This window comes from Martelella limonii (genome assembly GCF_013344475.1).
Taxonomy (GTDB): domain Bacteria; phylum Pseudomonadota; class Alphaproteobacteria; order Rhizobiales; family Rhizobiaceae; genus Martelella; species Martelella limonii.
This window is the reverse complement of record NZ_JABUOU010000011.1, coordinates 96,547-109,576: the sequence shown is the minus strand read 5'-3', so window position 1 is coordinate 109,576 and position 13,030 is coordinate 96,547. Positions and strand designations below refer to the sequence as shown.

The following is a 13,030-nucleotide window of genomic DNA, read 5'->3' as shown; positions in this document are numbered from 1 at the left end:
GCCCTCCCCTTGCCGATCTCTAAGATTCTTGTCGCCAACCGTTCCGAAATCGCCATTCGCGTTTTCCGCGCTGCAAACGAACTGGATATCAAGACCGTTGCCATATGGGCCGAGGAAGACAAGCTTGCGTTGCACCGCTTCAAGGCGGATGAGAGCTACCAGGTCGGCCGCGGCCCGCATCTTGAGCGCGATCTCGGGCCGATCGAAAGCTACCTGTCGATCGAAGAGGTGATCCGGGTTGCCAAGCTCTCCGGCGCCGATGCGATCCATCCGGGTTACGGACTCCTTTCGGAAAGCCCGGAATTCGTCGATGCCTGCGAGGCCGCCGGCCTCACCTTCATCGGCCCGAAGGCGGAGACCATGCGCCGGCTCGGCAACAAGGTCGCCGCCCGCAACCTCGCCATCGAAGTGGGCGTGCCGGTGGTGCCTGCCACCGCTCCGCTGCCCGATGACATGGAAGAAGTGGCGCGGATGGCCGAGGAAGTCGGCTATCCGGTGATGCTCAAGGCCTCCTGGGGCGGCGGCGGACGCGGCATGCGCGTGATCCGCGCCAAGGAAGACCTCGCCCGCGAGGTGACGGAAGCCAAGCGCGAGGCCAAGGCCGCCTTCGGCAAGGACGAGGTCTATCTCGAAAAACTGGTCGAACGCGCCCGCCACGTCGAAAGCCAGATCCTCGGCGATACCCACGGCAATGTCGTCCACCTGTTCGAGCGCGACTGCTCGATCCAGCGCCGCAACCAGAAGGTCGTCGAGCGCGCGCCCGCGCCCTATCTGAGCGAGGCGCAGCGCAAGGAACTTGCCGATTATTCGCTGAAGATCGGCCGGGCCACCAATTACATCGGCGCCGGCACGATCGAATATCTGATGGATGCCGACACCGGCAAGTTCTACTTCATCGAGGTCAACCCGCGCATCCAGGTCGAGCATACCGTGACCGAGGTCGTCACCGGCATCGACATCGTCAAGGCGCAGATCCATATCCTGGATGGCCATCCGATCGGCGATGAGGCCGCGTCGGGCGTTCCGCCCCAGGAAGAGATCAAACTGCGCGGCCATGCCTTGCAGTGCCGGATTACCACGGAAGACCCGGAACACAACTTCATCCCGGATTACGGCCGGATCACCGCCTATCGCGGCGCAACCGGCTTCGGCATCCGGCTTGACGGCGGCACCGCCTATTCCGGCGCGGTGATCACCCGCTTCTACGATCCGCTTCTGGAAAAGGTCACCGCCTGGGCACCGACGCCGCAGGAGGCCGCGCGCCGCATGGACCGCGCGCTCCGGGAATTCCGCATCCGCGGCGTTGCCACCAACCTGACCTTCCTTGAAGCGATCATCACCCATCCGAAGTTCATGGATTACAGCTACACCACGCGTTTCATCGACGAGACGCCGGAGCTGTTCGATCAGGTCAAGCGCGCCGACCGCGCCACCAAGCTTCTCACCTATCTCGCCGACGTCACCGTCAACGGCCATCCGGAAGCCAAGGGCCGGCCGAAGCCGCCTGAAGATGCAGCCGCCCCCGTGATCCCCTTCATCGAAGGCGAGCCGAAGCCGGGCACCAAGCAGCTTCTCGACGAGATGGGACCGGAGAAATTCGCCAAGTGGATGCGCCACGAAAAGCGCGTGCTGATGACCGACACCACTATGCGCGACGGCCACCAGTCGCTTCTGGCGACCCGCATGCGTACCCATGACATCGTGTCGATCGCCGGCACCTATGCCCGCGCGCTGCCGGAACTGCTCTCGCTCGAATGCTGGGGCGGCGCGACGTTTGACGTTTCCATGCGCTTCCTGACGGAAGATCCGTGGGAGCGGCTGGCGCTGGTGCGCGAAGCCGCCCCCAACCTGCTCTTGCAGATGCTGCTGCGCGGCGCCAACGGCGTCGGCTACACCAATTACCCCGACAATGTGGTGAAGTACTTCGTCCGCCAGGCGGCAAAGGGCGGCATCGACCTCTTCCGCGTGTTCGACTGCCTGAACTGGGTGGAGAATATGCGCGTGTCGATGGATGCGGTGGTCGAGGAAGGCAAGCTTTGCGAAGCCGCGATCTGCTACACCGGCGACATCATGAACGCCAAGCGGCCGCAATATGACCTGAAATACTACACCAACCTTGCCAAGGAACTGGAAGCAGCCGGCGCCCACATCATCGCAGTGAAGGACATGGCGGGGCTGTTGAAGCCGGCGGCCGCGAAGATGCTGTTCACCGCGCTGCGCGACGCCACCGAACTGCCGATCCATTTCCACACCCACGACACGTCCGGCATTTCGGCGGCAACCGTGCTGTCGGCGATCGATGCCGGCGTCGATGCCGTGGATGCGGCCATGGACGCTTTCTCCGGCAACACCTCGCAGCCCTGCCTCGGCTCGATCGTCGAGGCGCTGAAGGATCATGAGCGCGATCCGGGCCTCGATACCGGCTACATCCGCCGCATTTCCTTCTACTGGGAGGCCGTGCGCCACCAGTATGCCGCCTTCGAAAGCGACCTCAAGGGTCCGGCCTCGGAGGTCTATCTCCACGAAATGCCGGGCGGCCAGTTCACCAACCTCAAGGAACAGGCCCGTTCGCTGGGGCTCGAAACCCGCTGGCACAAGGTTGCCCAGGCCTATGCCGACGCCAACCAGATGTTTGGCGACATCGTCAAGGTGACGCCGTCCTCCAAGGTGGTTGGCGACATGGCGCTGATGATGGTGAGCCAGGATCTGACGGTGGCCGATGTCGAAAACCCGGCCAAGGAAATGTCCTTTCCGGAATCGGTTGTTTCCATGCTGAAGGGCGATCTCGGGCAGCCGCCCGCCGGCTGGCCCGAAGGCCTGCAGAAGAAGGTGCTGAAGGGCGAAAAGCCCTACACCGTGCGCCCCGGTTCGCTGCTGGAAGATGCCGACCTCGACGCCCTGCGCAAGGAAGCGGAAGAAAAGGTCGGACGCGAAATCGACGATTTCGAGCTGGCCTCCTACCTGATGTACCCGAAAGTGTTCGTCGATTATGCCCTTGCCAACGAGACTTACGGTCCTGTCTCCGTGCTGCCGACCCCGGCCTATTTCTACGGCCTCGACGAGGGCGAGGAGCTGATGGCCGATATCGAGCGTGGCAAGACGCTGGTGATCCAGAACCAGGCCATCACCGGCGCCGACGAGAAGGGCATGGTCACTGTGTTCTTCGAGCTGAACGGTGCGCCGCGCTCGATCAAGGTGCCGGATCGTGCCCATGGCGCCGGCTCCGCCGCCAACCAGAAGGCCGATCCTGCCAATGCCAACCATGTCGGCGCGCCCATGCCGGGCGTGATCTCCACGGTCGGGGTGTCCGCCGGTCAGAAGGTCTCCTCCGGCGATGTGCTGGTGTCGATCGAGGCGATGAAGATGGAAACCGCGCTCCACGCCGATCGCGACGGCGTCATCAAGGACGTCCACGTCAAGGCCGGCGACCAGATCGACGCCAAGGATCTTCTGGTGGTCTACGAGGGTTGATGGCGGCCGGCCACGGCTGGCGATCTTCAAACTGTTGAGAGGTTGGAAACCCCGGTCATTGTGCCGGGGTTTTCGTTTCTGCACTCGATTTTCCGAAGGTTGCGGGCGCGGCGCGTCCGGCGCGCTGGCCCGTCCACAGGCTCGCCAAGACGAGGGCGGCGCCGGCTAGCTGGATGGGCGTCAGCGCCTCGCCGAGGATCAACCAGCCCAACAAAACAGCGCTGAGCGGGCTCAGGAAGCCGAGCAGGGCCGCATTGCCGGGGCCGATCCGCGCGATGCCGCGAAACCAGAGGACATAGGTCAGAGCCGCGCCGATCAGTCCGAGCCAGACGAGGCCGGCGAGGTTTTTCATGTCCGGCAGGGGAAAGCCCTGCTCCGCCAGAAGCGCGATCGGCGCCAGCAGCAGTCCGCCTGCCGTCAGCTGCCAGGCCGTCAGGGTCAGCGGCGACACTGGCCATTGCCATTTTCGGGTCAGCACCGTGCCGAAGGCCATCGACAGCGCGCCACCGAACGCGGCCGCGATGCCGACAGGGTCCAGGGAGATGTGCGACGAAATCAGGAGCAGACCGACGCCGGCAAGCCCGGCAAAGGCCGCGACGATGGCCAGTGGCCGTATCGGTGCGCCGATCAGGGCGCGGGCCAGAAACAGAACGATCAGCGGCTGCGTTGCGCCAAGGGTTGCGGCGACCCCGCCCGGCAGCCGGTATGCCGCGACGAACAGCAGCGTCCAGAACAGTGTGAAGTTCAGGAAGCCCAGGAGGAAGAGTTTCGGCAACCAGCGGAGCTCCGGAAGCCGGCGGACGACGAGAAGCAGGATGATGCCTGCGGGAAGCGCCCGCAGCAGGCTGACCGTCAGCGGAAAGCCCGGCGGCAGCCATTGCGTGGTGACGATGTAGGTGCTGCCCCAGATCGCGGGCGCAAGTCCGGTGCAAAGGAAGTCGGACGGTTTGACCATGGATGCCTCCATTTATCTCGACATCAAGATAAGTTCATAAATCTTGACGTCAAGATGAAATTGCCTAGTCTGCCGCCATGGATCATGTGGACAGAATCTTGGCGCAATGGCAGGCGGCGCGGCCGGACCTCGATGTCGGCCCGATGGGCGTCATGGGCCGGCTCAACCGACTTCAGGTTCACCTGTCGAGGGGGCTCGAAACCATATTCGCCCGTTACGGGCTGAGTGCCTCAAGCTTCGACGTACTGGCAACCTTGCGACGGTCGGGGCCGCCCTATGCGCTTTCCCCTTCCGATCTCATGGATTGGACCATGGTCTCGTCCGGCACGATGACCAACCGCATCGACCGTCTCGTTGAAGCCGGTTTCGTGTCCCGGATGCGAAACCCCGCGGACGGGCGTGGATTCGTCATCGCGTTGACTGAAAAGGGTTTCGCGCTGATCGATGAAGCGGTCGGCGCCCATGTCGGCAACCAGCATGCGCTGATCGCGCAGTTGACCGCCGAAGAACGCGATCAGCTCGACCGCCTGCTTGCCCGCTGGCTTTCGGCATTCGAATAGCGCATCTCCGAGCCCGCACGGCATGCCCAAATTGTCACCTTCATCTTGCATGCATGATTTAACTGGATTATGCATGTTTGTGCACGATTTGGGTGATCCGAATGAATGAACTTCTCATCCGCGAGCGGCAGGACGTCATCCTGGAACGCCTTCATTCCGCAGGCCGGGTGCTGGCGGCGGATCTGGCTGTGGAGTTTTCTGTCTCCGAGGATACGATACGCCGTGACCTGCGCGATCTCGCCGCGCGCGGCCTGTGCGAGCGCGTCTATGGCGGGGCGCTTCCTGTGGCGCCCCAGCACGGCACGCTCGGCCGCCGCGAAGGGCGGGACAGCGCCGAAAAGGCTGCGCTCGGCCGCGTTCTTGCCGGCGAGATCGAAGATGGCATGAGCGTGTTTCTTGATGCGTCGAGCACCAACATCGCCGCGGCCCGCGCGCTGCCCAAGGGTTCCACGGCCACCATCGTGACCAATGCACCGGCGATCGCGGCAGCGCTCGATGGCCGCGAGGCCCTTACCGTGATCATGATCGGCGGTATCATCCACCGCGATGTCGGCGGTGCGATCGGCACCAAATCCGTGGCCGAGCTCGAGCGCTTTCATTTCGATCTGTGCCTGCTCGGCACCTGCGGTCTCGATGTCGAGGCGGGGCTTACCTGCTTCCATTATGAGGATGCGCTGTTCAAGCGCGAGGCCGCGACCCGTGCGCGGCGCGTCATCACGGCGGTGACCGCCGACAAGTTCGCCACCCGCGCGCCCTGCAGCGTGCTGGCGCTCGAGGCGCTGGATGGCCTCGTCGTCAGCGCCCGCCTGCCATCGGACGTGCGGGCGACACTTGAAGAAACCGGCGTCACGCTGATCAAACCCGCGACGGATAGAAGATGAACACCACGATCGTTTCGGCGCCCCGCCGGCGCTACATGTCCTCACCGCGTCTTGCGACCTCGCTGCTGTTCCTGATGAACGGTTTCATCATGGGCTCTTGGGCGCCGAAGATACCGGTCTTCGCCGAGCGTCTCCGCCTGTCGGAGGCCGCGCTCGGACTGATGATCCTGGTTTTCGGCGTCGGCTCGATCATGGCCATGCCGTTTACCGGCGTGCTGATTGCCCGTTATGGCGCAACCCCGGTCGTCAAGGCCGTCGCGGTCGCGTTCATCCCGACGCTCCTCCTCCTCACGCTTGCAGGCTCCGTCGCGCTGGCAGTGCCGGCGATCTTCCTGTTCGGGGCGCTGATGGCGGCGATGGATGTGTCCATGAATGGCAATGCCGTGGCCGTCGAGACGGCGGAGCGGCGGGCGATCATGTCGTCCTGCCACGGCTTCTGGAGCCTCGGAGGCCTTGCCGGCGCCAGTATCGGCGGCTTTCTGATTGCCCATGTCGGCTCGCTCGGGCACACGCTGATCGTGACGGCCATCGCCAGTGTCCTGCTGGCCGTTGCGTTTCCGAAGATTCTCGCGGATGCGCCGGAAGAAAGCGCGCGGCGCGAAAAGATCCGCCTGCCGAGATCGCCGCTCCCCTGGCTGATCGGCATCATGGCGCTGTTTTCGATGATCCCCGAAGGCGCTGTCCTGGACTGGAGCGCGATCTATCTGCGTGACGAACTGGGTGGCACGCTGATTTCGGCCGGTTTCGGTTTCGCGGCCTTCCAGCTGACGATGACGGTGATGCGCTTTGCCGGCGACCATGTGCGCGACCGTTTCGGCGCGGTCATGACGGTTCGCTTCTGCGCGGCGTTTTCGATCTTCGGCCTGTTATGCGCCGGGCTCGCGCCCAACCTCACCGTGGTGATCATCGGCTTTGCGATCACCGGCATCGGCATCTCGAACCTGGTGCCGGTCGCATTTTCCGCAGCCGGCAATCTGCCGGGCCTGCAGCCGGGCATCGGGCTTTCGGTTACGACCATGCTCGGCTATTCGGGCATTCTGGCCGCACCCTCGCTGATCGGCTTCATTGCCGAGCATATCGGCTTTGCGCCGATCTTCACGGCGCTCTCGCTTCTGCATGTCATCGTGTTCCTGATGGCGCCGCTCGCGCGCTACGCCGAGCGCGACCACCGGAGTTGACAAGCGGGCGGCATTGTACCACCTGAAGGGCTCAGAACTTTCCGGAGAAGACCATGTCGCGCCCGAATTATGATCCGCTGCAGCGCCGCGCCTCGGTCGCCGTCGATGTCGGCGGCGTGATCGTGGGTGGCGGCGCGCCGGTGGTGGTGCAGTCGATGACCAACACCGATACCGCCGATATCGATGCGACCGTTGCCCAGGTCGCCGCCCTTTCCAAGGCTGGGTCCGAACTGGTGCGCATCACCGTCGACCGCGACGAAGCGGCGGCCGCCGTGCCGAAGATCCGTGAACGGCTGGAGCGTCTTGGCCTCGATGTGCCGCTGGTCGGCGATTTCCATTATATCGGCCACAAGCTTCTCGCCGATCACCCTGCCTGCGCGGAAGCGCTTGCCAAATACCGCATCAATCCCGGCAATGTCGGTTTCAGGGACAAGAAGGACAAGCAGTTCGCCGAGATCGTGGAAATGGCGATCCGCTACGACAAGCCGGTCCGCATCGGCGTCAACTGGGGCTCGCTCGATCAGGAACTCCTAACCCGGCTGATGGACGAGAATGCCGAGGCCGGTTCGCCGCTTTCGGCCCGCGACGTTACCCGCGAGGCGATCGTGCAATCGGCGCTGCTGTCTGCCGAGCTTGCGGAGGAGATCGGCCTGCCGAGGAACCGCATCATCCTGTCGGCCAAGGTCTCCCAGGTGCAGGATCTGATCGCGGTCTATTCGATGATCGCCGATCGCTCTGACCACGCGCTCCATCTTGGCCTGACCGAGGCCGGCATGGGCACCAAGGGCATCGTCGCGTCTGCCGCCTCCATGGGCTATGTGCTGCAGCACGGCATTGGCGATACGATCCGGGTATCTCTGACGCCGGAACCCGGCGGCGACCGCACCCGTGAGGTGCAGGTGGCGCAGGAACTGCTTCAGGTCATGGGCTTCCGCCAGTTCGTGCCGGTGGTGGCCGCCTGTCCCGGCTGCGGGCGCACCACCTCGACCGTGTTTCAGGAGCTTGCCTCCAAGATCCAGTCCGATCTGCGCAAGAACATGCCGGTGTGGCGCGAGAAATATCCGGGCGTGGAATCGCTCAACGTTGCGGTCATGGGCTGCATCGTCAATGGGCCGGGCGAAAGCAAGCACGCCGATATCGGCATCTCGCTGCCAGGCACCGGCGAAACGCCCGCGGCCCCCGTCTTCGTCGATGGCAAGAAGGCCAAGACGCTGCGCGGCCCCAATATCGCCGCCGATTTCGAGGCCATGGTCGCCGATTATATCGAACAGCGTTTTGGCGCGGGCACGCAAGCGGCGGAATAACAAGTCTGTCGGCGGCCTTGGATCACCGTCTTGGCGCGGCCGCACAGCCCCCCAATCTTCTCGCCCCGGAGGGGAGAGATGTCGCGAAAGCGACAGTGAGGGGGGAGTCCATCACCGCGAACGCCTTCACGATTCGACATGCCGTGCCACCCTCACTGCCCCTTTCGGGGCATCTCTCCCGCCGGCGGGAGAGAGTATTGGGAGCAAGCTCCAAGTCCATTGATTTCTCTCAAGGGCGGATCGTTGGCCGCGAGGCTCGTTTACAGAATCACCTTCCCCCGCTCGTCTCCCGCACCATCAGCGTCACCGGCGACAAATGCCGTTCCGGCGGGCGCTCGCCGGTCTCGAGCCATGAAAGCATGGTCGCCGCCGCATCGCGGCCGAAAGCGCCGATATCGCAATGGACCGATGAGAGCTTCGGATAGGCGAGCGCGCATTCCTCGATATCGTCAAATCCGACAAGGGCGATGTCGTGGCCCACGGCAATGCCTTTTTCGGCAAAACCCGCCATCATGCCGAGCGCTACCAGATCGTTGAAGCAGAGCACCGCATCGATGCCGCGCGGATCGCGCGCAAGGCTCAACGCCGCATCCCGGCCAAAGGCGCGGGTCGGCCGGCCAAGCAGCGTTATCGGCGCGCGATCGCCGAGGACGGCGCGGTAGCCCGCCATCCGCTCCTGCGTGACGGCGCGATCCGGCAGGCCGCCGACAAAGGCGATCTTCTGCGCCCCCCGTTCGACAAGATGCCGGGCAGCCTCCAGGCTGCCGCTTTCGTAATCGAGCGAGGCAAAGGGAAAACGCGCCGTATCGGGCGACGCCATGCGCAGCACCTGAAGGGCAGGCAGGCCCGCCCGCCCAATCCGCTCGAACACCGCCCCTTCGTCGCCATAGGCCGGCGAAATGATCAGCGCGGAAACGCCGTGTTCGACCATGGAGGAAATCACCTGCGCCTGGATCGTGACGTCTTCATCGGTATTGGCGATTACGGTCGCAAAGCCGTGCTCGGCAAAGGTCATCTGGGCGCTGGCCGCGAATTCGGCGAAGAACGGGTTGCGCAGATCATTGATGACGAGGCCGATCAGCCCGGCTTCTGCGCCGCGCAGATTGGCAGCGGTCCGGTTATAGACATAGTTGAGCGCCTGCATGGATTGCTCGACACGGCTGCGCGTCGTCTTCTTGACCAGCGCGGAGTTCTGCAGCACGAGCGAGACCGTCGATTTGGACACCCCTGCATGGCGGGCCACATCGATGATCGTCGGTCGTTTTGCCATTTTCGCTCCCTCGAGGGGTCACCCGGCGGTCACCAGTCCGCAGGTTCAGGTCCACACATCTCTTTCAGCGTCATGCTCGGGCTTGACCCGAGCATCCACGCCACACGGAAAACCCGCCTGGATCCTCGGGTCAAGCCCGAGGATGACCCGGAAGGAGAGAGGCGGCTCCATGACTCAGTCTCGATGCCTTTCGCCGCGTTCAGCCGAACTGCGAAATCGGCGCCAGTCGCTTCATGCTCCCTTCGCGCACGCTCCGCAAGCCCTCACAGTCCGTGTTCGCGGGCGATCATGTCGGCGGCTTTTTCGCCGATCATGATGGCGGCGGCATTGGTGTTGGACGAGATCAGCGTCGGCATGATCGAGGCGTCGACGATGCGCAGTTGGCCGATGCCGTTGAACTTGAGTTCCGGATCGACGACGGCGCGCGCATCCGCGCCCATGCGGCAGGTGCCGGCGGGATGATGGTCCGTCTTGGCGTGGCGGCAGGCATAGGCGAAATAGTCGTCATCGGTCTTCACCTTCGGTCCGGGCAGCATTTCCCGCTTGATGAAGGGCTTCAACGCATCCTGATGCATGATCTCCTGCGCAAGCTTCAATCCCTTGATCGACATTGCGCGGTCATGGGGATCGGCCCAGTAATTCGGATCGATCAGCGGCGCATCGGCGGGATTGGCGGATTTGAGCCGCACCGAGCCGCGCGAGCGTGGCCTGAGATAGGCCGAATTCAGGGTCACGCCGGGGTTCTTCATCTTTTCCACGCCCGCCTCGATGCCGGAGCCGAGGCCGAGATGAAACTGGATGTCGGGCGAGCGCGCGGCCTCTTCTGCATACCAGAAGCCGCCGGTCTCGAACAGGCTGGAGGCGACCGGGCCCTTGCGGGTCAGGAGGTATTGAAGCCCCGCCACCGCCGACCAGAATGGCTCGGCATATTTGTCATAGGTAAAGTCGCCGGCGCATTCGAGGATGGTGAAGAGGTCGAGATGGTCCTGAAAATTCTCGCCCACTTCGGGATGATCGAACACGGCCTCGATCCCGGCCTTGCGCAGGTGCTCGGCCGGGCCGATGCCGGATAACATCAAAAGACGCGGAGAACCGATCGCGCCCGATGACAGCAGCACCTCGCGCCCAGCCGTCAGCACCTCGCCCGTGGCGGTCTCGACGCCCGTCGCACGGCCGTTTTCGATGCGGATGCGCCGGGTCTCGACACCGGTGCGGATGGTGAGGTTCTTGCGGTGGCGGGTGGGCGCGAGATAGGCCTTGGCGGCAGAGGAGCGGCGCGCATGGCGCTGGGTCAGCTGGTAATAGCCGACGCCGTCCTGGCGCTCGCCGGTCATGTCGGCGTTGAACGGAATGCCCATTTCCCCCGCTGCCCTGAAATAGGCCTCGCAGATCGGCAGCGGTGCGGAAGGCTTCGAAACCCCAAGCGGACCGCCCTTGCCGTGATATTCATTGTCGTAGGTGTCGTTGTCCTCGGCCTTGCGGAAGAAGGGCAGCACATCGTCATAGCTCCAGCCCGTGCAGCCCATCTGACGCCATTCGTCATAATCCAGCCGGTTGCCGCGGGTGTAGATCTGGGCGTTGATGGAGGAGCCGCCGCCAATCACCTTGGCCTGGGTATAGCGGATCGACATGTTGTTCATGTGCCGCTGCGGAACGGTGTGCCAGCCCCAGCTGCCGATCCCCTTGGTCATTTTGGCAAAGCCCGCCGGAAGGGTGTAGAACGGGTGCCGGTCGCTGCCGCCGGCCTCCAGCAAAAGCACGCTGACCTCGGGGTTTTCGGAAAGCCTCGCCGCCAGCACCGAACCCGCCGAACCACCGCCGACAATGATGAAATCATAACCCATGAAACATCCTCCCGCGGGAGGATTAGCACAGAACTAGGAACGTTCCAATAGTCTCGTGAGGAAACACCAAGCGGCTCGAGGAGAGGCAGGAAACCCTCCCCGCCATGCCGGAACGAGCCCGCTGAAGCGTAGGCTTGAAGCCTGATGCCGTGTCCTGGAAAACCGGTGTCAGGCTTGCCCTGGAAAGGCGTCCTCCTTGCCGATCAGCGCGAGGCCGTGGGCAATCGAGAGCAGTTCCCCGCCGGTTTCGATTTCGGAAAACCGGTTTTCGAAGATCTTGCGCACGGCGGGCACGAACGAGGTGCCGCCGGTCAGGAACACCTTGTCGATATCCTTCGGCTGAAGGCCGGCGCCGGCGATCGCCTCGTCGAGGGCCTCCTCCATCTGGGCGAGTTCGCCGGCAATCCAGCCTTCGAAGTCCGCGCGGCGGACGGTGCGGCGGCTGTCACGCCCAAGCGGCGAAAAGAAGAACTCCGCCTCGTCGGCTTGCGACAACGCCCGCTTGGTGGCCGACACGGCCTCATAGAGCGGGTAGCCCTCGTCATTCTCGATGAGCTCGATGAAGAGTTCGAGCGCGTCCGGGTCGGTGGCATCGCGCACCAGGCTTTTCAGATCGGTGAAGTCGCGGGTGGTCTTGAAGATCGAGAGCTGGCTCCAGCGGCCGAAATTGGCGTAGTAGTTCGAGGGCACGTCGAGCGTCTTGCCGAAGCTTTTGTAATGCGAGCCCTTGCCGATCATCGGGCTGACGACATTGTCGATGATGCGATAGTCGAACATGTCGCCGGCAACGCCCACGCCCGAATGGGAGAGCGGCTCGGCAGACAGTTTCCCCGCCGTCTTCGAAAACCGGATGATCGAATAGTCGGTGGTGCCGCCGCCGAAATCGGCGACCAGCACATTGGCGTCGCTTTTGAGACGCTCGGCGAAATACCAGGCCGCCGCCACCGGCTCCAGCACGAAGCGGATCTCCGGAAAGCCGAAGCGCGACAGCGCGTCGTTGTACCGCTCGAGCGCAAGGGCCTCATCCGCGCCGATGCCGGCAAAACGCACCGGCCGGCCGGCCACCACGCGGGAAACGTCGCCGGGCCAGCCGTCGCCGGCGTAATCCATCAGCTTTTCCAGAAACACCGCCATCAGATCGGCGAAGGAGTGCCGGCGGCCGAGCACGGCGGTTTCCTTGAACAGCGGGCTTGCCGCATAGGTCTTGATCGATTGCAGGAAGCGGCATTCGCCAGGATGGTCGATCAGCGTGCGGATCGCGGCAGCGCCTGCTTCCGTTGCCAGCGGCGCGCCGAAACCCGCCTGCCGGTCCTTCATGAAGGAGAGGCAGGTGCGCATCGTATCGGTCACGCCGGCGCGGCTCTCGAAGGAGAGCGAGTGCGTCTCTCCCTCAGCGCTGCCGGGGATTGCGATGACGGTGTTGGTCGTGCCGAAGTCGAGGCCGAGCGCGGTCATGGTGCTTGTCCTGTCAGGATGTGGAAGGGCCGGCGGTTATACGTCCGCCGGAAATGATTGCAAGGGCCGGAAGGAATTTTCGGGAATAAACCTATGCGTGTCGGCCCCCTTG

Annotated in this window: 9 protein-coding genes; 5 read left to right on the top strand and 4 right to left on the bottom strand. The window is 63.9% G+C overall.

Features of this window, described 5'->3' with window-relative positions; translation table 11 throughout:
- Positions 1-9: 9 nt before the first annotated feature.
- A complete protein-coding gene (gene pyc / locus HPQ62_RS18795) occupies positions 10-3,471 on the top strand; it encodes a pyruvate carboxylase (RefSeq protein ID WP_174804129.1) in 3,462 nt (1,153 codons plus the stop codon).
- A gap of 55 nt (positions 3,472-3,526) precedes the next feature.
- Here pyc and HPQ62_RS18790 read toward each other — a convergent pair whose 3' ends face one another.
- On the bottom strand, positions 3,527-4,438 hold the full coding sequence (locus HPQ62_RS18790; RefSeq protein ID WP_206678102.1) for an EamA family transporter: 912 nt from the start codon (positions 4,436-4,438) through the stop codon (positions 3,527-3,529).
- A 65-nt stretch (positions 4,439-4,503) separates the two neighbouring features.
- Here HPQ62_RS18790 and HPQ62_RS18785 point away from each other — a divergent pair, with 65 nt between their 5' ends.
- From HPQ62_RS18785 to ispG, 4 genes are all read left to right on the top strand, one after another.
- Positions 4,504-4,986, top strand: a complete 483-nt coding sequence (locus HPQ62_RS18785) for a MarR family winged helix-turn-helix transcriptional regulator (RefSeq protein WP_174804127.1) — start codon at positions 4,504-4,506, stop codon at positions 4,984-4,986.
- A 101-nt stretch (positions 4,987-5,087) separates the two neighbouring features.
- Positions 5,088-5,867 (top strand): DeoR/GlpR family DNA-binding transcription regulator, encoded by a 780-nt coding sequence (locus HPQ62_RS18780; RefSeq protein ID WP_174804126.1) that lies wholly within the window; start codon positions 5,088-5,090, stop codon positions 5,865-5,867.
- Complete coding sequence (locus HPQ62_RS18775; protein ID WP_174804125.1) at positions 5,864-7,045, top strand: MFS transporter; 1,182 nt, start codon at positions 5,864-5,866, stop codon at positions 7,043-7,045. The genes HPQ62_RS18780 and HPQ62_RS18775 overlap by 4 nt, the downstream gene beginning before the upstream one ends.
- A 53-nt stretch (positions 7,046-7,098) precedes the next feature.
- Positions 7,099-8,349, top strand: coding sequence for a flavodoxin-dependent (E)-4-hydroxy-3-methylbut-2-enyl-diphosphate synthase (gene ispG, locus HPQ62_RS18770; protein ID WP_174804124.1), 1,251 nt, complete (start codon positions 7,099-7,101; stop codon positions 8,347-8,349).
- A 268-nt stretch (positions 8,350-8,617) separates the two neighbouring features.
- Here ispG and HPQ62_RS18765 read toward each other — a convergent pair whose 3' ends face one another.
- The 3 genes from HPQ62_RS18765 to HPQ62_RS18755 all read right to left on the bottom strand — a co-directional run bounded on the left by HPQ62_RS18765 (position 8,618) and on the right by HPQ62_RS18755 (position 12,918).
- Complete coding sequence (locus HPQ62_RS18765; protein WP_174804123.1) at positions 8,618-9,619, bottom strand: LacI family DNA-binding transcriptional regulator; 1,002 nt, start codon at positions 9,617-9,619, stop codon at positions 8,618-8,620.
- A gap of 263 nt (positions 9,620-9,882) precedes the next feature.
- The gene (locus HPQ62_RS18760; protein WP_174804122.1) at positions 9,883-11,463 is read right to left on the bottom strand and encodes a GMC family oxidoreductase; all 1,581 of its coding nucleotides are present in this window, start codon (positions 11,461-11,463) and stop codon (positions 9,883-9,885) included.
- 168 nt (positions 11,464-11,631) lie between these two features.
- On the bottom strand, positions 11,632-12,918 hold the full coding sequence (locus HPQ62_RS18755) for an Hsp70 family protein (RefSeq protein ID WP_174804121.1): 1,287 nt from the start codon (positions 12,916-12,918) through the stop codon (positions 11,632-11,634).
- Positions 12,919-13,030 lie beyond the last annotated feature (112 nt).

What these genes read in the sequence shown, in the direction of transcription:
- HPQ62_RS18790 (WP_206678102.1), bottom strand. Translation starts at nt 4,438, where the DNA reads ATGGAGGCATCCATGGTCAAACCGTCCGACTTCCTTTGCACCGGACTT.
- HPQ62_RS18785 (WP_174804127.1), top strand. Translation starts at nt 4,504, where the DNA reads ATGGATCATGTGGACAGAATCTTGGCGCAATGGCAGGCGGCGCGGCCG.
- HPQ62_RS18780 (WP_174804126.1), top strand. Translation starts at nt 5,088, where the DNA reads ATGAATGAACTTCTCATCCGCGAGCGGCAGGACGTCATCCTGGAACGC.
- HPQ62_RS18775 (WP_174804125.1), top strand. Translation starts at nt 5,864, where the DNA reads ATGAACACCACGATCGTTTCGGCGCCCCGCCGGCGCTACATGTCCTCA.
- ispG (WP_174804124.1), top strand. Translation starts at nt 7,099, where the DNA reads ATGTCGCGCCCGAATTATGATCCGCTGCAGCGCCGCGCCTCGGTCGCC.
- HPQ62_RS18765 (WP_174804123.1), bottom strand. Translation starts at nt 9,619, where the DNA reads ATGGCAAAACGACCGACGATCATCGATGTGGCCCGCCATGCAGGGGTG.
- HPQ62_RS18760 (WP_174804122.1), bottom strand. Translation starts at nt 11,463, where the DNA reads ATGGGTTATGATTTCATCATTGTCGGCGGTGGTTCGGCGGGTTCGGTG.
- HPQ62_RS18755 (WP_174804121.1), bottom strand. Translation starts at nt 12,918, where the DNA reads ATGACCGCGCTCGGCCTCGACTTCGGCACGACCAACACCGTCATCGCA.